General features: G+C 64.7%; 25 protein-coding genes. 19 read left to right on the top strand and 6 right to left on the bottom strand.

Annotation, left to right across the window (positions count from 1 at the left end; genetic code table 11):
* Positions 1-203 precede the first annotated feature (203 nt).
* A complete protein-coding gene (locus E3U25_RS06970) occupies positions 204-566 on the bottom strand; it encodes a hypothetical protein (RefSeq protein WP_147304451.1) in 363 nt (120 codons plus the stop codon).
* Between the two features lie 27 nt (positions 567-593).
* Between E3U25_RS06970 and E3U25_RS06965 the strand changes: the two genes are divergently transcribed.
* Genes E3U25_RS06965 through E3U25_RS06955 form a run of 3 tightly spaced genes read left to right on the top strand, consistent with a single transcriptional unit; the run spans position 594 to position 4,095 of the window.
* Positions 594-2,858 (top strand): phage tail tape measure protein, encoded by a 2,265-nt coding sequence (locus E3U25_RS06965; protein WP_147304452.1) that lies wholly within the window; start codon positions 594-596, stop codon positions 2,856-2,858.
* Positions 2,855-3,511, top strand: coding sequence for a hypothetical protein (locus E3U25_RS06960; protein ID WP_072462899.1), 657 nt, complete (start codon positions 2,855-2,857; stop codon positions 3,509-3,511). The genes E3U25_RS06965 and E3U25_RS06960 overlap by 4 nt, the downstream gene beginning before the upstream one ends.
* Positions 3,508-4,095, top strand: coding sequence for a hypothetical protein (locus E3U25_RS06955; protein ID WP_116220819.1), 588 nt, complete (start codon positions 3,508-3,510; stop codon positions 4,093-4,095). The genes E3U25_RS06960 and E3U25_RS06955 overlap by 4 nt, the downstream gene beginning before the upstream one ends.
* Here the strand turns inward: E3U25_RS06955 and E3U25_RS06950 are convergent.
* Entirely contained in the window at positions 4,084-4,884 is an 801-nt protein-coding gene (locus tag E3U25_RS06950) for a DUF4145 domain-containing protein (RefSeq protein ID WP_116220820.1), read from the bottom strand. The two genes, E3U25_RS06955 and E3U25_RS06950, sit on opposite strands and share 12 nt — an antisense overlap.
* On the opposite strand from E3U25_RS06950, the gene E3U25_RS06945 reads away from it, so the two are divergent.
* The 9 genes from E3U25_RS06945 to E3U25_RS06905 all read left to right on the top strand — a co-directional run bounded on the left by E3U25_RS06945 (position 4,883) and on the right by E3U25_RS06905 (position 13,164).
* On the top strand, positions 4,883-5,089 hold the full coding sequence (locus E3U25_RS06945) for a hypothetical protein (RefSeq protein WP_147304453.1): 207 nt from the start codon (positions 4,883-4,885) through the stop codon (positions 5,087-5,089). The two genes, E3U25_RS06950 and E3U25_RS06945, sit on opposite strands and share 2 nt — an antisense overlap.
* Before the next feature lie 5 nt (positions 5,090-5,094).
* Positions 5,095-5,514, top strand: coding sequence for a DUF6950 family protein (locus tag E3U25_RS06940; protein ID WP_116220822.1), 420 nt, complete (start codon positions 5,095-5,097; stop codon positions 5,512-5,514).
* On the top strand, positions 5,501-7,678 hold the full coding sequence (locus tag E3U25_RS06935) for a phage tail protein (protein ID WP_281029238.1): 2,178 nt from the start codon (positions 5,501-5,503) through the stop codon (positions 7,676-7,678). Before E3U25_RS06940 ends, E3U25_RS06935 begins: the two co-directional genes overlap by 14 nt.
* Before the next feature lie 11 nt (positions 7,679-7,689).
* Positions 7,690-8,334 carry a hypothetical protein gene (locus tag E3U25_RS06930; RefSeq protein WP_116220823.1) on the top strand — a complete coding sequence of 215 codons (645 nt, stop codon included), beginning with the start codon at positions 7,690-7,692 and terminating at the stop codon, positions 8,332-8,334.
* Entirely contained in the window at positions 8,331-10,526 is a 2,196-nt protein-coding gene (locus tag E3U25_RS06925; RefSeq protein ID WP_116220824.1) for a hypothetical protein, read from the top strand. The genes E3U25_RS06930 and E3U25_RS06925 overlap by 4 nt, the downstream gene beginning before the upstream one ends.
* Before the next feature lie 4 nt (positions 10,527-10,530).
* Complete coding sequence (locus E3U25_RS06920; protein WP_116220825.1) at positions 10,531-11,319, top strand: hypothetical protein; 789 nt, start codon at positions 10,531-10,533, stop codon at positions 11,317-11,319.
* A gap of 74 nt (positions 11,320-11,393) precedes the next feature.
* Positions 11,394-11,768, top strand: coding sequence for a hypothetical protein (locus E3U25_RS06915; protein ID WP_072464399.1), 375 nt, complete (start codon positions 11,394-11,396; stop codon positions 11,766-11,768).
* Between the two features lie 302 nt (positions 11,769-12,070).
* A complete protein-coding gene (locus E3U25_RS06910) occupies positions 12,071-12,331 on the top strand; it encodes a spike base protein, RCAP_Rcc01079 family (protein ID WP_116220826.1) in 261 nt (86 codons plus the stop codon).
* The gene (locus E3U25_RS06905; protein WP_116220827.1) at positions 12,331-13,164 is read left to right on the top strand and encodes a hypothetical protein; all 834 of its coding nucleotides are present in this window, start codon (positions 12,331-12,333) and stop codon (positions 13,162-13,164) included. Before E3U25_RS06910 ends, E3U25_RS06905 begins: the two co-directional genes overlap by 1 nt.
* Positions 13,165-13,187: 23 nt before the next feature.
* Here E3U25_RS06905 and E3U25_RS06900 read toward each other — a convergent pair whose 3' ends face one another.
* Together E3U25_RS06900 and E3U25_RS06895 are read right to left on the bottom strand one after the other, a co-directional pair.
* Positions 13,188-13,394 (bottom strand): hypothetical protein, encoded by a 207-nt coding sequence (locus tag E3U25_RS06900; protein ID WP_116220828.1) that lies wholly within the window; start codon positions 13,392-13,394, stop codon positions 13,188-13,190.
* 58 nt (positions 13,395-13,452) lie between these two features.
* Positions 13,453-13,872 (bottom strand): hypothetical protein, encoded by a 420-nt coding sequence (locus E3U25_RS06895; protein ID WP_116220829.1) that lies wholly within the window; start codon positions 13,870-13,872, stop codon positions 13,453-13,455.
* A gap of 224 nt (positions 13,873-14,096) precedes the next feature.
* Between E3U25_RS06895 and E3U25_RS06890 the strand changes: the two genes are divergently transcribed.
* Genes E3U25_RS06890 through E3U25_RS06880 form a run of 3 tightly spaced genes read left to right on the top strand, consistent with a single transcriptional unit; the run spans position 14,097 to position 15,253 of the window.
* A complete protein-coding gene (locus E3U25_RS06890) occupies positions 14,097-14,921 on the top strand; it encodes an N-acetylmuramidase domain-containing protein (protein WP_116221679.1) in 825 nt (274 codons plus the stop codon).
* 3 nt (positions 14,922-14,924) lie between these two features.
* Positions 14,925-15,125: a hypothetical protein gene (locus E3U25_RS06885; RefSeq protein WP_116220830.1), complete on the top strand. Its 201-nt coding sequence runs from the start codon at positions 14,925-14,927 to the stop codon at positions 15,123-15,125.
* Positions 15,125-15,253, top strand: coding sequence for a hypothetical protein (locus E3U25_RS06880; RefSeq protein ID WP_276330401.1), 129 nt, complete (start codon positions 15,125-15,127; stop codon positions 15,251-15,253). The genes E3U25_RS06885 and E3U25_RS06880 overlap by 1 nt, the downstream gene beginning before the upstream one ends.
* Before the next feature lie 90 nt (positions 15,254-15,343).
* Here the strand turns inward: E3U25_RS06880 and E3U25_RS06875 are convergent, their stop codons facing one another.
* A complete protein-coding gene (locus tag E3U25_RS06875; RefSeq protein WP_116220831.1) occupies positions 15,344-15,859 on the bottom strand; it encodes a hypothetical protein in 516 nt (171 codons plus the stop codon).
* Positions 15,860-16,778: 919 nt separating this feature from the next.
* On the opposite strand from E3U25_RS06875, the gene E3U25_RS06870 reads away from it, so the two are divergent.
* The 4 genes from E3U25_RS06870 (at position 16,779) to E3U25_RS06855 (ending at position 19,402) form a co-directional block, all read left to right on the top strand.
* Positions 16,779-17,840: a CaiB/BaiF CoA transferase family protein gene (locus E3U25_RS06870; protein ID WP_181180865.1), complete on the top strand. Its 1,062-nt coding sequence runs from the start codon at positions 16,779-16,781 to the stop codon at positions 17,838-17,840.
* A gap of 191 nt (positions 17,841-18,031) precedes the next feature.
* Positions 18,032-18,454, top strand: a complete 423-nt coding sequence (gene rplU / locus E3U25_RS06865) for a 50S ribosomal protein L21 (protein ID WP_116220832.1) — start codon at positions 18,032-18,034, stop codon at positions 18,452-18,454.
* A 19-nt stretch (positions 18,455-18,473) separates the two neighbouring features.
* The gene (gene rpmA / locus E3U25_RS06860; protein WP_114535471.1) at positions 18,474-18,746 is read left to right on the top strand and encodes a 50S ribosomal protein L27; all 273 of its coding nucleotides are present in this window, start codon (positions 18,474-18,476) and stop codon (positions 18,744-18,746) included.
* A 110-nt stretch (positions 18,747-18,856) separates the two neighbouring features.
* Entirely contained in the window at positions 18,857-19,402 is a 546-nt protein-coding gene (locus E3U25_RS06855) for a GNAT family N-acetyltransferase (RefSeq protein ID WP_036754676.1), read from the top strand.
* Positions 19,403-19,705: 303 nt separating this feature from the next.
* On the opposite strand, the gene E3U25_RS06850 is transcribed toward E3U25_RS06855, so the two are convergent.
* On the bottom strand, positions 19,706-20,221 hold the full coding sequence (locus E3U25_RS06850) for a hypothetical protein (protein ID WP_116220833.1): 516 nt from the start codon (positions 20,219-20,221) through the stop codon (positions 19,706-19,708).
* Between the last annotated feature and the right edge of the window lie 35 nt (positions 20,222-20,256).

Genomic DNA, 20,256 nt, shown 5'->3' with positions numbered 1-20,256 from the left:
TCGCCTCCTGCTGATCGAGATGGAAGCCGCCCAGGGACGGATCGAGCGGCAGGAGGATGTGATCCTGACGGCGGCATGGGCTTCAGCCGCGTTGCAGCGCGCGACAAAGCTTCCGAAGCTCTCGGAAATGCTGCGACGCGGCCCAAAGCCAAAGCAGGATCTGCGCATGTATCTGGACGGCGCCAAAGCCCGATTGCCCGCCATCACGATGGATCAGTGGCGGGCTCGGGCTGGAGGGTAATTTCGTAGAGAATAAGGGAGATGTCTGATCCCTTAATGACAATTTCTGCGTTGGCTTTGATGTTGCAGTCCTTCGGTTCCCGGAAGCCATCGAGGCTGCAATTTTGGATTTTTGCTAGGGTGTCCCGATCAACGGCAAGCTCAGCGCGATAGGTGCCGTGTCCAGTCCTTACCCCCCAGCTACCCATCATTCTCCCAATTTTCCCCTCAACCAATACCTCTTTCCCGGAGATCGTATTGGTGACTTCTGCAATAGGCGGCAGCGCGTCCTGTGCTGCCGCCTGAAACGCCATCAGTGAAAATGCGATGGCTGCAATTGCCTTCATGGAAATCCTCCTGCCTGGAGACGATAGATGACCAGTTCTGCGACGGTTGGCCGCCTTCGTGTCGGCCTGTCACTGGATAAAGCTGCCCTTCAGGAAGGGATGAAGCAAGCGAAAGCCGGCCTCGCCCGGTTCTCTGCGGATGTGAACAAGAGGCTTGGCGCGCTCGGAAGCGTGCCGGGCGTCCAGTCCTTGCAGGGCGCGCTGGCGTCGATCGGCACCAATGCCGCCGCGGCCCTGGGCAAGGGTGCGGCGCTGGCGGCGACGGCGCTGGCCGGGCTGTCGATTTCCGCGATCAATGCCGCCGGGGAGATCCAGAACCTGTCGCGGCTTTCCAACGCCACGCCCGAGGAGTTTCAGGCCTGGGCGGCCGGGGCGCGTACCGTCGGCGTCGAGCAGGACAAGCTGGCCGACATCCTCAAGGACATGAACGACCGGGTCGGTGACTTCATCTCGACCGGCGGCGGGCCGATGAAGGATTTCTTCGAGGTGATCGCTCCCAAGGTCGGCGTCACGGCGGATCAGTTCCGCAAGCTGTCGGGTCCGCAGGCCCTCCAGCTCTATGTCGACAGCCTGGAAAAGGCCAACGTCAACCAGCAGGATTTCACCTTCTACATGGAGGCCATCGCTTCCGACAGCACCGCGCTGCTGCCGCTGCTGAAGAACGGCGGCAAGGCGATGCAGGAATATGCCGCGCGGGCGAAGGCGCTTGGCGGTGTCATGAGCAACGAAACCGTTCGTTCGCTCGCTGCGATGAAGGCGAGCCTGAGCGAGGTGGGGATCGTCATGCGCGGCGTGCGCAATACCCTCGGCGCCGCCTTCGCCCCCATGGTCGATTCCATCGCCAAGGCGTTCGTTTCGCTGATGACGCAAGGCAGCGGCCTGCGGGTGGTGTTCGACGGGATCGCGGGTGCCGTCAGGATCCTCGTCAACTTCCTGTCGTCGCTGGTGACCATCGTTTCATCGGTTGCATCGGGGTTGTGGAACCTCACGAAATCCGCGGCGCGGGCCGTCGATGAGGCCACCGGGCTTTCCGACGCGTTCCGGTTGATGATCGCAAATTCGCCGGTTGGGCTGATCTATCGGGCCGTCACCGGGCTGGCTGCGCTAATCAAGGCGACAGGGGGCGTGTCGGGCGCATTTGCCGAACTGAAGAACGTCGCCGCCGAGGTATTCGACCGGATCGGTGTAGCGTTCGACATGGTTCCGGCGGCCATCGAGGCAGGGGTGGAATCCATGAAGCGGATATTCTTCGCCGGTCTGCATGACATGCTGGCGAACTTTTCCTGGTTCCTGTCCCGGATTGCTGCCGGGTTCAATAAGTTGTTCGGAGCGGCTCTCAGCGAGGCGGAGCCATTCCAGGACGCGATCGCGGGGCTTAGTAAGGCATCGTCCGATGCAAGGGATGCTGCCGACGCTGCTTCTGGTGAACTAAAGGAGGTCTGGTCACAGGTCAGCGCCCCGCTGCAATCGGTCGCCCGTATCAATGGTCTGATCGCCAAATCCGCCGAGGACGCGGCGAACAGCCTGGGCGATGGCGCCGGCGGCGCGGGTGGTGGGCTCGCGGCGGCCGCCGACAAGGCCGGGAAATCCGGCTCCAGCGCAGCCGCCAAACTGACGCCCTTGCAGGAGGTGCTGAAGCGCCTGCGCGAGGAAAGCGAAAAGATGAAAGCCACGCTCTGGATGTCGGATACCGAGGCCAGCGTCTGGGAAAACCTGCGCGAGGCCAAGGTGGCGGCTACCAGCCAGAGCGGCAAGGAAATCGCGGCGCTGACCCGGACCAACGAGGGGCTTAAGCAGCTGAAGGAATCGACCGACAGCTGGCGCGACAGCCTGAAAACGACCTTCGGCGATCTCGTGTCCGGCGCAACGTCCTTCAAGGATGCGCTGCGCTCGGTCCTTCAGCAGCTGGCGAAGATGTGGGCCGACAGCGCCTTCATGAGCCTTTGGGGCGGCACGGGCTTGGGCAAGTGGTTCGGCGGCCTCCTGCCGAAGATCGGCGCCAATGCCAATGGCACCAATAGCTGGCGCGGCGGCCTGACCCGGATCAACGAGCGGGGCGGCGAGATCGTGGACCTGCCGTCGGGCACGCGGATCATTCCGCATGATGTGTCCATGCGCATGGCTGACAGAGCGGCGCAGGTCGAACGCACGGCTATCGAGATCATCCCCAGCCCGTATTTCGATGCGCGGGTGGCGCAGATTTCGACGGCGGGCGACATGCGCACCGCACAGCTGGCGCGTCAGGCCATGCCGGGCCAGCTGCGCGACATGCAGGCGAGGGGCACCAGGTGAACCGCGATATCATCGACGTGCCGCTGATCTTCAACCGGGCGCTGAACGTGGATTGGCGCCCGGACTGGCGGGGCCAGCCCCCGGCCGAGGGCACGGACGGCTCGGAACAGGTGGTCTACAACCGCTTGCCGCGCTTCGTCGGCTCGCCGTCCTTGGTCTTTCCCCCCGAGATGATCGGCGGCTGGCGGGCGTTGATCCTGCGTGCGGAAGGCCGGGTGAACGCCTACCGCATGCGCATGGTCGATCCTGCCGTGTTCGATCTTGGTGATGGCGACGACTGGAGCCGCCAGTGGCGGGCTTACCAGGCGGGCATGTGGGTCGAGCCCCGGCCGCAGGTGGTGTGTCCTGCCGGCGCGGCGGCCGGCGCCTCGAGCGTCGTGGTCGATGAGCGCGCTGCGCCGCGGCCGATCCCGGTCGGCTGTTACCTCAGCCATAACGACTGGCCTTTCGCCGTGGTCGGCAGGTCCGGCAGCGGCGCGGCGACGACCTTGCAGGTGAAGATGTTGCGCAGGGCGATACCGCCCGGTGCGTCCATCGACCTGATGGCCCGCGGCCTGTTTGTCGGCGCCTCGGATGCGATGGGCTTTCCGGCTTACGACCTGGACCGCGTAGCGCGGCCGCAGCTCGAACTCATGGAGTGGATCAACCGATGAGCGTTCTGCCCGCCGGCTTCAACCCGCGCGCCGATTCCGTGGGGCTGATGGACATGGTCTCCATCGACACCGCCGACGGCGTTTTCCGCTTCCTGCTGGGCGCCGATGGCCGGTTTGTCGACGTCGCGGCCCGCGAGTGGATCGGTAGTCAGCTGATCGACAGTTCGGAATTGCGGCTCTCGATCCAGGGCGAGGCGCCGGCGGGATCGCTGTCGCTGACCTTCATCCCCGATCCCGATGACGGCGACCTGGTCGCCCAGGTGCGGGCGCTCGGGACCGACTACGTCAGGGGCCGCGAGATCGTCTTCTGGCTCCAACCCCTCGGCTCGATGGCCGAGTTCCACGCGCCGGTCCATGCGCCGGTGCGCTGGCTCACCCGGCGGGGCGGTCACATCGAGTTCGACCTGTCGGGCGGGCTGGAGCGCCGGATCACCCTGACCTTCGAGGGGCCGTTCACCGGGCGCAATACCGCGCCGGGGCTGCAATACACCGTGGCGGATCACGCGCGGCTCATCGGGGCGCCGAACAGCTCGCTGCGCTTCATGCCGACCGACACGTTCCAGGAAGAGAAGCTATTCGGCTGATTGTTTGTCATCATGAGTGATATTGGGCGGACCGTCTTCAGCAATTCCTTTGGCGATATCTGAACTTAACTCATATGCGGCTTTTAGAAAAAAGTGTATGAAGTTCACCAGTTCGATCACCTCTTCTTCCGTTCCATCGGCGTCATGGGTCGCATCGGCTCCAAGTAGCCTGACCTTGTGCGCCCAGTCTGCAATCGGCTTGGTGATAACGCCTTTCGACAAAAGGTCGTTTATTCGGTCATAAATGCTCTTTCCCTTCCCTCCCAAGTCTTTGGTGCACAAGTCGATCACGGTTCTGGAGGTGGCAATTGGGATACTGGGGTCGAAGCGCTGTTGGATCATCCGATCTATGTCGGGGACGAGGCGCTGCACACGTTCCGGCCAAGATGGGTGTGATGGAAGCTTTGGTGGTGCAGGGTATAGCGTCAGACGATCCATCGTCAGCCGGGAGTTTTGCCGGCCAGTGCTGCTCTTTCTCAAATACAGAGCATGGTTGGCGTATTCTACGCGATTTAAGTGAGTAATCGCTAATATTGGGTTGAAGCAACTTTGGCAGAACAACAGCCCTGCATATGGCGCCATGTCTTTCAGGAGTGAATCGAACTTTGTTCGCGAAGTTGTGTTGCTGATATCAATTCTGGCGACGTCACCAAGGCTGGTCCCTATTGTTTTTATTCTTTCAGCGATTTCCTCCGAAACATCGTCCTTTGCTCCAAATTCATGAATTTCGGCAAACGTAGCAAGATCAGCTTTTCCGCAGTGCGGGCATACAATGGAGGCAGTCAGCATGAATAACACCTTGCAGGAGAATCGGCCGTGGGTGGTCTCAGCAGACACTATTCGCTCGGTGATCCAGAGTCATGGCGGCAATCGAGTCTTGCTTGAGATCGCGATGCTGGATTTTGTTGCCAAGGCCGATCCCCGGTCGGTCGTTCTTGGGCTGGTCGATTACATTCTGGCGTCGCGCGAGCAGCGGCCTGGCGATGTTTCCTGACGCTGATGTCACCGCTTTATGCAGAACTGAACCGCTGGCAGAGGGTCACCTACCAGTGGGGCGAGAACGATTGCGTGACGCTTTGCGCTGACTGGATCTTGCGCATGCGCGGCGTCGATCCGGCCGCCGATGTCCGCCTGACCTACGAAAGCGCGGCCGAGTGCCAGCGCGTGACCCGGTTCTTCACCGATCCGGTCGGCGCCGTCGGCCCCTGTCTCGACCGCGCCGGCCTCGCGCGCACCGGCCAGCCCCGCCCCGGCGATGTCGGGGTGATCCTGCTGCTGAGCGAACGCGGCGTGGCGCGGCCGCATATGGCGCTCTGCCTCGGCCGCACATGGGCGCTGAAAGACCAGTCCGGCGCCGTCAACGCGGTCGTGCCGCTCAAGATCGCCGCCGCATGGGAGGTTGGCTATGAGGCTCCGTAGCCTGGCGCTGGCCGCGCTGCTTTCCACCACATGCTTCAGCACGCCGGCCGAGGCCGGTCCGGTGATCCCGTTCATCCAGGGCGTCTGGGTCGGCCTGACCACGGGCGCCGCGGCCGGGGCCGGGATCAGCGGCGCTTTCGCGGTTGGCATGAATGCCGGCGCATGGCTGGTTGGCGGGTCGTTCCTGTCGCGCGTCGTGGTGTCCATCGGCATGTCGGCGCTGGCCCAGAGCCTCGCGCCCAAGCCGCAGATGCCATCGCCGCCCGAGATCATGGCGAACTACGCCCAGGACGTGTCCTGGCAGGACCGCGTCTATGGCCGGGTGCGCAAGGGCGGCCCTTATGCGCTGGCGGCCTATTCCAGTGCCTCGATGACGACGCCGCTTGGCGCGGACAACCGGCGCAAGCGGCATTACGGCGTGATCATCGCCGCGCATTCGACGCTGGGGCCGGTGCAGCACTATCTGGACAAATGGCCGGTCGAAACCGATGCCAACGGCTGGGTGCTGACCGATCCGGTGCTGTGGCGCAACCCACCGGCGAAGTCGACGGACTATCACGGCTCGATCCGCGCCTATACCGGCCATTCCGGCCAGGGGGCCGATCCGGTCTGGCGGGCGACCTTCCCCGAGGTATCGGAATCCGACGATTTCTCCGGCCTGTCCTATGCGGCGCTCTCGGCGGCGCGCCCGTCGATGGAGGAGTTCCAGAACATTTATCCCGGTGGTCGCGAATGGGCCTATGCGCCGGTCTGGGACGGCTGCGACACGGTCTATGATCCGCGCACGGACAGCCGCAGCTGGTCGAACAATGCGGCGCTGGTCATCGCCGATGTCGCGACCTGGTTCGGCAAGGAGGTGGACTGGGACGAGGTGGCGGCCGAGGCGGATATATCCGACCAGCTGGTGACAAACCGGGACGGCGGCACCCAGCGGCGCTGGACCATCAATACGGTGCTGCGCAGCGACATGACCTGGGAGCAGGTGCGGGCGCATCTGATGATGTGCTGCGATGCCTGGTTCTACGAGCGGCCGGACGGGAAGCTCGGCTTCAAGGTCGGGGCCTATTCCGCCCCCACGTTGACCCTGACCGACGAGGATTTCCTGTCGCTCTCGATCCGGCACAAGGCCACGGGCCCGGACGAGGTCGGCAGCTATGCGCTGCGCTATGTCGAGCCCGCCCGCGACTGGAGCGGCGAGGTCAGCGGCGCGATCATCCTGAACCCGCTCGGGGATCGGTCGGAAGAGGAATGCAACGGCGTCGACAGCCACAACCAGGCCTGGCGCATCATCTGGCGTTGGGCGAAGGCGGCGCAGCCGGAATGGCAGCTCAGCGGCACACTGAAGGTGATCGGCTACGACTGCATCGGCGAGCGGTTCTTGCGCATCCGGCATGCCGAAGCCGGGATTGACTGCGTGGTCGAGGTGGCGATGCTGAGCCGCAACGCCGGATCGCACACCTTTTCCATCGAAGCCGCCTCGGTCGATCCGGGGGATTTCGATCCCGACGCGTTGGCGCTGGAGCCGCCCAGGACGCTGCGGGCGACGATTTCCGAGGATCGGATCGTGACGGCGCCGGGCTCGCTCTCCGGCTCGGTGATCGAGGGAACGGGCGGCGTGGCCATGATCGAATATGTCTGGCCGGCCCAGCCCGAGGATCTGCGTCAGCAGCTGCGGTTCCGCTCGCCCGGCGCCGGCATCGCCGACTGGCAGATGATCGATGTCGGCGCCGGGCAATCGACGCAGGTGCTGTCCGCCCTGGTCGACGGGCAGGATTACGAGGCGCAGATCCGCAACCGCACGGGCGGCAACCGGGTCAGCGCATGGGTGCCCGAGGCGCCGCTGGTCCTGCGCGCCGTGGCCAACAGCGTGCCGCCGGCGGCGATGCAGCATTTCACCGGGGCGGCGGCGGGCTCATCCGTTGGCCTGGCCTTCATCCCGCCGAACGACCCGGTCTATGCCGCCGCGCGGATCTGGCGCGCGACGAACAGCACGTCGTTTGACGACGCGGTGCATGTCGGCACCGAATACGGCGCGCCGAACCTGGCCGACGAATGGAGCGATCCGGCGCCAGGCGTCGGCGATCACAGCTACTGGATCGAGCCGCTGAACGGCTCGGGCATTGCCGGCCCGCGCAGCGGCCCGGTCACGATCACCATCATCTGAAGAGGGCAGACATGGCGACACAGATCGCTGGCCCCGTCCGGTTGCCGGACGGGACGATCCCGGCGCATGGCCGGGTGATCTTTCGGCCGAAGAACGGCGGGATCGTCGGCGCGACCACGATTTCCGGCGGCCCGGTGGTGGCGCCGATCAGCGGCGCCGGCATGATCGATGTCGAGCTGGTCGGGCGCGCCGGCGGCGTGCCCTACACCGTGACGGTCGAGCATTGGTCGGAGGCCGAAAACCGGCTGGTGACCACCATGCTGCCCGATGTGGTTCCGACCGGCGCGGCGGGACCGTTCACGCTGATGGACCTGGTCGCGGTCGAGATCCCGCGGGATGCCAGATCGGAGGCGACCTGGAAACGGGGCGACACGATCAACATCGGCGGCCAGTGGATCGATGAATTCGGCCGGCCGGTGGACCTGACCGGCATGACGGTCTCGGCCGCCATGCGCGGCCCGGATGGCATCACGCGGCCGCTCACCGTCCATGTCAGCGATGCGGTCAAGGGCATGCTGGAAATCTCGATGTCCGCCGGCCTCAGCGCGCAGCTGCCGCTCGGAGCGCATTGGGTTGACGTGAAAGTAACCAGCGGCGTCCGCATCAGCAGAACGCAATCCGGCACCATTCATATCGTCAGGGAGGTGACGCCGTGAGCATCCTCGACAAGTCCAGGCTGCTGCTGTTCGTCGGCGGCACAGTTCCTACCACGGGCGTTTCGGCCGCTGACCTTTCCGCTGAAATGATCGCTCGCCGCAACGCCGACAATCAGGGCGATGTCCTCGCGCTCCAAACCGACACGGAAGCGTCCACCGGCCAGTTGATCATGGCGAGCATCCCTGCAGCGCAGACGCACATCTCGCTCTCGGCAGGCCAGATGCTGCGGTTCCGCTGCCCGTTTGCGAACACCGGGCCCGATCCGATCATCAGCATCGGCGGCATGGAGTTCGTCATCAAGGCGCGCAATGGGAGCACGTTGGCCGCTGGCGATCTGCCGGGCGGCCAACGATTGCTCGGCTATATCTACTGGAATTCGCCCGACAGGAAGGAAATCCGCCTGTCGGAGTCCGTGCGCATTCCCGACATCAGCGGCCTGGCAACTTCTCTCGCAAGCAGCGGGAAAGCCTTCACTTCGCGCACTGCCGCCGTGAACTTCGGCCAGGCCAACCTGCCCGGTTCGCTCAGTCTCATCACGACGATCGAGGGCGAGTATCTTGCGGTGCGCAGTTTCAGTAACGCTGCCGACGATCCTCTGTTCGAGACGCAACCTAGTTGGGGCGTGGCGTTGAGATTGCCGCGCCGAGAATTGCTGGACAATGAGGTTTCGGCTCGATCGTCCATGATCCGCCCTGTGGCCGACGTGAGCGGATATATTCTGGCCTCGGTGGATCGCAACGGCAACTACGTGATGCCGGGCTGGGCGCAGGAGAGCGACGGCGGCTGGCCGTCCTGGATCTACGACGAGATCTGGACCAAGGTCGAACCCATGCTTCCCGAACTACCGCCCAGCGGCGTGATCCGGGAAGTCAGCGGCGAATACATTTTCAGCCAGCATGATGCGAACGGCAACTTCATCATGCCGGGCTGGGCCCAGGAGAGCGACGGCGGCTGGCCCGCCTGGATCTATGACGAGATCTGGGCCGATACCAGCAGCCGCATGCCTGATCTGCCGCCCAGCGGGGTAATCCGGGAAGTCCAAGGGTCGGGGTTGATCTTTAGCCAGCACGACCGGGACGGTAACTATGTGATGCCGGGCTGGGCACAGGAGAGCGATGGCGGCTGGCCGGCTTGGGTCTATGACGAGATCTGGGACAATCTCAGCGATCGCATTTCCGATCCGGGCTCGGCCTCTCAAGAGATCGACTCGCCGTTCTATGACAAAGCCGCCGAAACGACCTTCGCACGGGCCAGGTCCGATCTGACGAAAATCGCCGTCATCGGATCCTCCACGCCCTGGGAAATGCGGACGGAAATCGCCGGTGCGTTCGACGGTCTTGTGCCAGCTTACGGTGGGGTCGAGGTCGTTGACGTGACGAACGACTGCAAAAGCGGAGAGCGCTCGATGCACACGGCGGCGCGCCTCGGTGCTATCCCGGCGCGCCTGACCATCAACGGGGGCGTCATTCCCGCGTCCGGGTCCGTGCTGGTTACTGCCGTCAACATGACCGGCAACAACCAGTTGAAAGCCTATGAGGGCCGGCTGAACCGCTGGACCGATGACGCGCAGACTGGCGGTCAGATCCCCGGAACACTGTCTTGGTCTGCGGCCGACAGTTCTCTGATCTTTACCCGTGCAAACGCCGGGGCGGAAATTTCCATAGGCTGGGAGGTTTCGTTCTTCCCAACGCTCGGACCCACCCTGCGGGACCGCTTCTTTGTCATCCATACCGGCTGGAACGATGCACCGGGCGGATCGACCTGGGAGCAGATCTTTGAGCGGCGCGAAGCGATCGTGAACTATCTCGACGCGCGGGACATCCGCTTTTCGATCTGGACGGACATGTGCGATATGGATTGGGCCCCTGAAAACCCGAACCGAGCAAAGTTCGCCAGCGGCAATGCCGCCATGATCGCCAAATGGGGCCCGCTGGTCTGGGACATGAACGCCTATTTCCTCAGTTCGAGGGTGTGGACCGATGCCGCGGCAATCCCGTCCGACATTCTAAACGGCCTTGCCCCCGGCTACGCTGGCCCGACCACGGAGGATCTGGCGCAACAGGCGGCCGGCAATCGCTGCCCGTCGCTGTCGCGCGACGCGGGCCACTTCAACGCGCTCGGGCGCTATCTCGCGGCGCAGGAATTCCGCCGCCATCTGATCAACAACAACCTTTATCGCACGGAGAGCTAAGCCGATGCCCGATACCGTCGCATTTTTCGGCCAGAAGGCGATCACTGGCCCGATCCCGCTGACGCGGCCCAACATCTACGACAAGGATGCGCTGATCATCCTCGATCCTGGCCGGTTGACTGGCGCGTCGCCTGGGGTTCGCCCGGCTGTCATGGCCCGAGGCCGGGCGCCCTACGCGGCCCGGAACTTCAACCAGGTGATCAACGACAGCATGCGCCCCGAATTCGTTTGGAACGGCGGGCCGGATAACTTGGGCGTCTTGGATTTCAGCGGGGACCGTTCGCTGACAACGGAAGGCCGCGTCAACATCAACACGGGCGAATGCACGATCATCCTCACCGTCCGCATCCGCGCCTATGGCCCGACCTCATCCAACCTTAGGATTTTGGAACCGGGTGATACGCCAGGCGGATCGCCCGCAATTCGACCCGTTGCCGATGCTGACGGGGTAACGAACCCACGTGTCGCGGTTTTTGCGTCGGGGGCGACCGGCGTTTATGTCCCGACCAGCAACCCGAACGACTGGAAAGTCATCGGCGCGTCGATCAGCTCGACCGGCCCCAGCTATACCTACAAGACCGGGGATGCGCTGCACACCCGCGCCGCCGCTTACCCGGAGGTTACCGAAATCCGGCATCCCATCTTCGGCTGCGACATTCTCGGTCGCGGCCTTTCCGCCGGAGGCGCGGGCGATTTCCAGCTGCGTGAAGCCCGGTTCTTCGACCGGGCGATGGGGGCGGATGAGTTGACCGAAGATTGCCAGCGGCTGGAATCGCTGTTCGGCATTACCTGAAAACCGAAGGCATTCCCCCGGCATCTCAACAGCCCCGCCCAGGCGGGGCTTCTTCTTTGGCAAGCGGAGAGACGATGGATACCCCGCCTGAACCCGGCCTGCTTCAGCAGGCGCTATTCTATGCCGCCATGGTCGGAGCCTGGATCACGGGCGAGGCGGGCAGGGCGGCGCTTGCCGGCGCCGCTGGCGGCCTGGTCCGCTGGTGGATGACCGTGGGAAAGTGCCGGCTGCGCGACGGTGCCGTGATGGCCGCGGCAGGCAGCCTGATGTCGCTCTATTTCAGCCCCGTTATGCTTGCGCTGCTGGAGCGGTGGATCGGAGAAATCCGGGGTGATGCCGCCGGCGCCGCCGGGTTTGCCTCGGGACTGGCCGGCATGTCGCTGGCCAAGCTGGTGTTGGGCGTGATCGAGGCGCATGCCCGCAAGCTTGGAGGGCGCCCGGATGCCTGATTGGTTCAAGACCTGGCTGCGCGAGGAAGCGCGGGCATGGGCTTTCGCCGTGGCCCTGATTGTCGCCTGGTTGGTGCTGCGGATGTTGTGAGAAAGCCCCGGCTGCCAGCTGCATTGCAGCCGGGGCTTGCTTCGTGTCATCCCAATACGAAGCGTGCAGACCCTATCCCGCTATTCCGAAATCGCAATCCCCCACTCGGCTGCCCGTCTCTCCAGCACGGCAATCGCGGCCTTCCAAGCCCCAGGACTTTTGTCCCGTTTCCCTTTCTGCCGTCGACCGGCACATCCTCATGAGGTAAAAAATGGCAAACAGGTTCAGCACCTTCTTGCACGGTGGCAATGCGCCAGCGCTCGGCTCCTATGTCGTGACCCCCAGTGATGACGCGGATCTCCCCGAGGCCATCCGCGCCGTGACCATCGGCACGGCCGGCACATTGGCTTGGCGCGGCACTGATGGAGCGAGCTATGTGACCGCCACGCTGCCGCCTGGAACCTATGCGCTTGGCGCGGATCGCATTCTGGCCACCGGCACAACGGCTGCCGACATCACGGGTTGGGTTTGATGCTGATCGGGTTGGGCATCGGCATAGGGTTCTCGCAAGGCGTTGCCGCGTCGGCGGGTGGCCCACGACATCCTCGACGCGCCACCAGCCCCAGCGCCACCATCCTGTTCGCCGGGCACAGCTTTGTGCAGACCGCCTATGGTGCGCCTGCGGGGGAGGAAGCATGGCCCTTTGGCGGTGTGCTGGATATCGCCTGGCCCGGCACGGCGCTGTCCGACTACGTCAGCTATGGCTCGCTGCAGGATGTCCGGGCGCTGAACGGCCATCTGCGCAACTCGGCCTATGACGCGGTGATCGTTTCCGAATTCACCGATCCGACCGGCCCCGGCTTTCCGGCCTTCGACAGCACAGAAGGTAGGAACACTCTCCAGCAGGCTTACTGGGACGCGCTGGACGCCGCGGCGCGCGGCGCCGAGATGATCATTCAGGACATCTGGCCGCCGCAGGGTCGCGATGATCTCCATGCCAATGCCACGGGCTTTTCACAGGGCCTGCGGCAGTGGCTGGAGCTGCACACTGGGCAGCAGGTGTGGATCATCCCCGCGTTCCCGTTCGTGGCGGCGATGCGTGCCGAATACGGCGACGCGATCTATTCGGACGGGCTGCACCTGGCGCGGCCGGACAGCCCCTATCCGCGCGGCTTGTCCTATCTGGTCTACAGCTTCCTGACCCAGGAGCGTTGCCCGTTCGTGCGGGCTGGCGACGAGGCCGTCGATCAGATGGCTTGGGACACGCTTCTTGCCCATGAGTGCGCCGGCATGGGCGGGGCGGTCGAATACAGCTCCTCGCTGGTCGGAGATCCGTTGCCCGAACCGGAGCCGCTTCCAGACTGATCGCCGGATTGAGTCCTGGTGGGTCAATCGGAGGGCACCGTAACACCCAGCTCTGCCGCCAACCCCTCCAGCGCGGCAATGGTCGCGTCGTAGCTGTTCCCGGCCTTGGGGAACCGCGCCTTGCGGCTGCGATACCAGCGCAGCCATTTCGGCAGCTCGTCCAGGGGATAGGTTGCCGACCAGATCTCGCCGGTCAGGGTGAAGGTGGTGTCGTCATGCGTTGCTTTCATGGCGGCGTTTTGCGGCGGGGCGCGGGCGGGCGCCAGACTGCCTGAAGCCCGGCCTCTCTCAGTTCGCGAAGGCGTCGATCAGGTTCAGCACCGCGAGGATCTTCCGGGTGCCGCTGTCGACGCGGTAAATCCGGCCATCGTCCCGGTAGTAGTTCCACCCTCGGCGCTGCTCCAGGCCGTACCGGTCCAGATCGCGGATCAACAGGTAATCGCCGATGCGTAGCGTATCGCCGACGCGGGTGCCGTAACGTTTGCCGACCTGACCGGGCGGAATGCAGGGCGGGTTCTTCTTGGCGAGGCCGGGCGGGCAATCGGTCACATAGCGGACCGGCGCGCGGTGGCTGTCCCTGTGGCCGCGGTCGTCGTGATGACGCGCGGGCCCGCCTTTGCCATGCCCCCGTCCAGGATCGGCGACGGCCGGGGCCGAACCAAAGGTGGCAACGGTCAAGGCGGTCAGCAGCATCGGTGCCAGTTTCATCGTTCGTGCTCCGTAGAATTCACAGAGCAATATAGCTTTGGCCCCAGCGGCAGTTGCATCACAAAAACATGCGCTGGCGGAAAGCTGCCAGCGAGAACATCCGGGAACAGACCCGGATCGTTCCCGAACCGGTCAGTTCAGAACCGGGACCATTCCGCGAATGAACGCGGAACATCCCGCCCACGTCGCCCCGCCTCGTGCGGGGCTTTTTCATGGAGAAACGCATGATCCCAGCAGGGTTCAAGGGCCGCGCCACGCGGCTCACCGATATCGACGTGGCGCGCACGGCGCGGCTGATCGGCGCTGGCGAGGATGAAATCCGCGCCGTGATCGAGGTCGAGACCTCCGGCGGCGGCTTCGACGGCCAGGGCCGGCCGAAGATGCTCTTCGAGCCGCATGTGTTCTGGCGCGAGCTGGGGCCGGGGCAGAAGCGCACCGCGGCTGAGGCCTCGGGCCTGGCCTATCAGAAATGGGGCACGAAGCCCTATCCCAAGGACAGCTACCCGCGCCTGGCGCTGGCCATCAAGATCGACGCGAATGCCGCGCTGCGCTCGGCCAGTTGGGGGCTGGGGCAGATCCTCGGCAGCAATCACAAGGCCGCAGGCTTTGCCACGCCCGGCGACATGGTCGAGGCGTTCTGCCACAGCGAGGCCGCGCAGCTGGAGGCGATGATCAGCTTCATCATCTCCGAGGGGCTGGATGACGAACTGCGCCGGCATGACTGGTCGGCCTTCGCCCGCGGCTACAACGGCCCGGGCTATGCCACCCACGGCTATCACACCAAGCTCGCGGCGGCCTTCAAGCGCTGGCAGGCCATTTCCGACACGCTCGCGCCGGCCTGTCCGAAGATCGGCCTGGGCAGCCGCGGCGATGCTGTGCGCCACGCCCAGCAGCGCCTGACCACGCTCGGCTTCGATCCTCGCGGGGTGGACGGGATCTTCGGCGCCAACACCCGCACCGCTACCATCGCTTTCCAGAAATCCGCCGGCCTCAAGCAGGACGGCATCATCGGGCCCAAGACCTGGCCCGCCCTTCTCAAGGAGACCTGATCCATGAATTCCGTTTTCGTCCGCATGGCGATCTATGTCCTGTCGCCGCTGCTCACCATGCTGGCCGGCCTGCTGGGCGGCTGGGGCGTCAGCTATGACGCCGCCACGCACATGCTGACCATCAACGTCGAGGCGGTGATCGCCGCTGCTGTCGCCGCCGCCGGCCTGTCGGGTGCGATCTTCGCGAGATGGGGGGTGAAGTAGTGCGCTCGCCCTATGAGGCCGCGCTGGCCGCGTCTCTGGTCGCCGGCCTTGCGGTCGGCGCCATATTCGCGGCGGCCGCGCTGATCACGGCGCAGGCGATGGGGGTGCCGGTCGGATCGTCCAGGTGACGGCGCTGCACGTTGCGCCGTCATCATCATTTTCGCTCTGGCTGTGGTGCCCTCAAAGCAACCGGGCTGGCGCTGGAGCGATCCGCGATCTTAGCAGTGCGCAAGATCCATGCTTGTGGCAGCCGATATGGCCTGCTGGTCGGGAGCGATCCGAGCCGCTTCGCCCTTGAGGGCCTCGATTCTGATTTTCTGATGGTATGGGCCGCTCTTGTGCGTCATGATGTTGAACCATGCCACCACGGCCTTCCCGAAGATGCTCTGAAGCTCAGGTCTCATGTTTTTTATTGCTTTAATCAAAGAGTTGGAGGGCTGACCCTTGCTGGATTTTTCTACCAACCTGCTTCTCTGAAGCGCTATAAGAAAGGCCCTTTCAGAGCCCCTGCTGAAGCCAGTCCGGCTCATCATCGAGAGTGAGTCCAGAACCTCATCTGGCAGGTCTTGAGGCGTCTTTAGCAGACTGCTTGCTGCATCATGGAAGTCTTCTGAGGCAACCGCCAGAAGCCTGTTTAGCACACGCCGGCGTTCAAGCCTGCGGTGAAGATACCTGCTAAACAGCGCCACCGCCCCTCCGCAGAGGGCGATTGCCAAAATGTCCCAGATGTACATCTCAAACCCCCTTTCTTCCTGACTTTCGGCCTCGCCTGTGGTTCTCCCGAGCGATCTGTTCCTGGAGGCGTTTGTCGCTTAGCCTATGATCAAGTTCGATCGCCCTTCGTTCGTTCCATGCCCCAATGATAGCTGGGGATCGCCAAACCGCAAGCAAGAGGCAAGCCATCACGGCAACGACAAAATAGACTTCGAATCTGCTGATTCCTAAACTTTCGCCCCATAAGCGGAGTTCCCTGACAAGACCAGATGCCCCGCAGAAGCCACCATCGCAAGGCTCGAGATGAGCTTCCGTCGTGCTCTGCAACTTCCTCTCCGAATCACAAATTACAATAATTTCGCTCGTAGCGGGTTAACTTTGCGTGCGTTGCAATGCAATTATCTACATCGCTCTTTCTTGCTAGTGTCTGGCGCGGCGCTACGGCGGTGTTGTAGGCGCAGTGCAGACTTGTTCCCTGCCATCTGGACTCAGTCGTTCACTTTCTGTTCTCATGGCGGCGGAAGGGAATCGCCATGACAGAACTGCTATTCGAGCCCGGCACCACACACGTCGTCGTCACATGCTGGCGGTGCAAACGCGATCAGACGTTCTATCCTCAGGACTTGCCCGAGGGCATCGATTACTGGGCGTTCTGCGGTAGAGCGGTGTGCAAGGGCTGCGCGGCCCACCATCCGCATGTGACACGGTATCCCAAACCGCTGGACCCGTGGCAGCGGTCTCGGCCGAGCGATTGAGCGGGTCGCAGACTGTGTTCCCAAACCCCCGGTTTGTTCCGGTCGAAATCGATCTTTTCTGCTGATAGGCTGGGAACATGAAGCGGAACAATTTCAACTTGATCGGGTCGGTTGCGTCTCGTTTACACCGAGAATGTCGGGGGTTCGAGTCCCTCACCGCCCACCAGTCCCCCGGAGGCCGCGAATGACCGGCGCCCTGTCCAGCCTGCGCATCATCGAGATTGCCGGCATCGGCCCCACGCCATTCGCCGCCATGTGGCTTGCCGACCACGGCGCGCAGGTGGTGCGCATCGCCCGGCCCGGCGCGCCGCAGATCTTTCCGCTCGACCGCGACGTGCTCGACCGCGGCCGCGATTGGCTGGAACTGGACCTGAAATCGCCCGAGGGCCACGGGATCGCCCGCGACCTGATCCTGCGCGCCGATGCGCTGATCGAGGGCATGCGCCCCGGCGTGATGGAGCGGCTGGGCCTCGGCCCCGAGGATTTCGCGGAAAACCCGCGCCTGGTCTATGGCCGCATGACCGGCTGGGGCCAGACCGGCCCGCTGGCCCATTCCGCCGGCCACGACCTGACCTATCTGGCGATCACCGGCGCGCTTTCCGCCATCGGTCCCGCGGATCATCCGGTGCCGCCGCTGAACCTGGTCGGCGATTTCGCCGCCGGCTCGATGTATCTGGTCTCGGGCATGCTGGCGGCGATCCTTGCTGCGCGCGAGACCGGCCGGGGCCAGGTGGTCGATGCCGCGATCACCGACGGGGTGGCGCATCTGATGGCGATGATCTCGGGGCTGCGCGCCAACGGGTTGTGGCGGGACCAGCGGCAGGCCAATCTGCTGGACGGGGGCGCGCCCTATTACAGCTGCTATCCCTGCGCCTGCGGCGGCTTCCTGGCCATCGCCGCCATCGAGCCGCAGTTCTGGGCGGAACTGGTCCGGCGACTGGGCCTGTCCGAGGCCGACCTGCCCGACCGCGCCGACCCGGCGAACTGGGCCGCGCTGCGCGCGATCCTGGCCGCGCGCATCGCCACCCGCAGCCGCGACGACTGGGCGACCGTGCTGGAGGGGACCGATGCCTGCGCGGCCCCGGTGCTGTCATTGGACGAGGCGCCGCGCCATCCGCACAACCGCGCCCGCGGCGCCTATAGCGGCACCGATCCGCGCCCGGCGCCGCTCATGTCGGCCGGTCTGGGCGCGCTGCGCAAGGGGCGGCGGCTTGCGGTGGAGGAGGCGCGCGATCTGTGGCGCTGAGCCGCCATTTCGGTTGACTTGCCCGGCCGAATCCGCGATATACCCGCGACCGGCCGGGCACATGTCCGTTGCCGGCATCATATTTTGAACCTCACCCGAAACAATGGGTGCGCTGTCCGAAGGCGGGGCCTGGCCCCGGCAACACCTGCAAGGCAGGGGCCGAAGGACGCGGCAGAGCAAGGAAAGACGGAATGTTCGCAGTTCTCAAGACGGGCGGCAAGCAATACCGGGTTCAGGCCGGTGACGTGCTGCGCGTCGAAAAACTGAACGCCGAAGCCGGCGACAAGGTCCAGTTCAACGACGTGCTGATGATCGGCGCGACCGTGGGCGCGCCGCTGGTTGCCGGCGCCGCCGTGCAGGCCGAGGTGATCGACACCATCAAGGCCGACAAGATCATCACCTATGTCAAGCGCCGCCGCAAGCATTCGTCGCAGCGCACCCGCGGCCACCGCCAGCAGCTGACGCTGGTCCGCATCACCGAGCTGCTTGAAAAAGGCGGCGACAAGACCGATGTGAAAGCCGCCGTCGGCGCGCGCACCAAACTCGAGCCGGCCGCCAAGCCGGCAAAAGCCAAGAAGTCGGAAGCCGAAGCCTCGGCCGAAGACGCCAACTGAGGCAGAAGGAGACTGAGCCATGGCACATAAGAAAGCAGGCGGTTCGTCCCGCAACGGCCGCGACTCGGCCGGTCGTCGTCTCGGCGTGAAACTCTTCGGCGGCCAGCAGGCCGTCGCCGGCAACATCATCGTGCGTCAGCGCGGCACCACCTGGTGGCCGGGCCAGAACGTCGGCATGGGCCGCGACCACACCCTGTTCGCCCTGACCGACGGCCACGTGACCTTCAAGAAGGGCCTCAAGGGCCGCACCTATATTTCCGTGCTTCCCGCCAATCTCGAGGCCGCCGAGTAAGCCGATTTCAACACTCGGGTGCTAAATAGGGGGATCGGCAGGGCCGGTCCCCTTCGCGTTTTCAGGGGCCGCACCCATATGATTGCGAGTAATTGGGGGAGAATAGTGACATGAACGAATTGATTTCCTCGGATGCGCGGCAGATCGAGATCGTGACCGAGCGCTTCGTCCTGCGCCCGCTGCGGGCATCGGATGCCGGGCTCATCGCGCATTACACCGCCGATCGGCGCGTGGCCGAGGGAACCCGTTCGATCCCGCATCCCTTGCCGCCTGGCGCCTCCGAAGCCTATGTCCGCCGGGCGATGGCGGCTGACCGGGACGAGGATGTCTGGGCCATCGACGGCTCGGCCAACAAGCTGGCCGAGGTGCTGGGCGTGGTCTCGCTGACGCGGATCGACAAGGAACAGTCCGAACTCGGCTTCTGGATCGGGGCGGGGTTCTGGAACACCGGCTTCGCGACCGAGGCGGTCTCGGCCCTGGTCGAGGCCAATCCGCACGGCTCGCGCACGCTGTTTGCCGAGGCGTTCCAGGACAATCCCGGCTCGGCGCGGGTGCTGACCAATTGCGGCTTCGAATATCTCGGCGATGCGGAAAGCTGGTCCGTGGCGCGCGCCGCCCGCGTGCCGACCTGGACCTATCTGCGCAAGATGGCCTGACCGGCCGCACCCGCCGGCATTCCGCGAAAAGGCCCGCATGCGTCATGCGGGCCTTTTTCCTGCCACGGCGGCCGCCCTGCCTGCATTCGGCTCATGGCCTGCGCCTCGTCCCCGCTACTCCGGTCTGGCGATCAAGATGACGGACAGGGCGATGCGGCAATGTCGCCCATGGGTATTTGAGGAACGAAGAAGATCCTGGCGCCGCCCACGTCTTCTCCGTTCCTCAAATACCCATGGCGCAACCGTGCCGGTCGCGGTTTGCCTGCAGCCTTTCGCGCTGCCGAACCGAGCCTGGGCCCGGCGTCAGCGGCGCAGCGTGATGGCGTTGCCGGCGCCGGTGATCACCACCTCGCGCAGGTCCGCCAGGGCGGCGTTGGGAAGCGTCAGCGCCACCGTCACCGTATCGCTGGCAGGCTGCGGCGGGTTGGCGGCGGCGAAGGTGTCGGGCAGGGGCGGCTTGCCCACCAGCCGCAGGCGCAGCACGCCGTCCTGATCGGGGCGGATGCGTCCCCTGGGCATCGGCACCTCGGTGACCAGCGCCACATCCCACCAGCCCTTGCTGGCGGCAAGCCCGGTCACGACCAGCATCCGCCCTTCGTAGAGCGGCTCCCATTTCGCGCTGGTGATCTGCGCCAGCGGCAGGCGGCCGTCCTCGATCGCGGTCGGATAGCCGCCTTCGGGCTCCAGCGTCTGCTGGCGGGGCGCGCCGCTGCCGCCGCCGAACCAGCGGAACGGGTTCAGGCTGCTGTCCCCCATGCGGCCGCAACCGCCCAGCACCAGCATCGCACAGGCAAGAATGCCCAAGGTTCCCGACCGCATGAAGGCTGCCCCCGTTTTCCCAAGTCTTTGGCGCA

Origin of the sequence: Paracoccus versutus (assembly GCF_029909795.1) — a bacterium.
Lineage (GTDB): Bacteria > Pseudomonadota > Alphaproteobacteria > Rhodobacterales > Rhodobacteraceae > Paracoccus > Paracoccus versutus.
The sequence above is the reverse complement of the archived record's forward strand: the minus strand, read 5'-3'. Positions and strand labels throughout refer to the sequence as shown.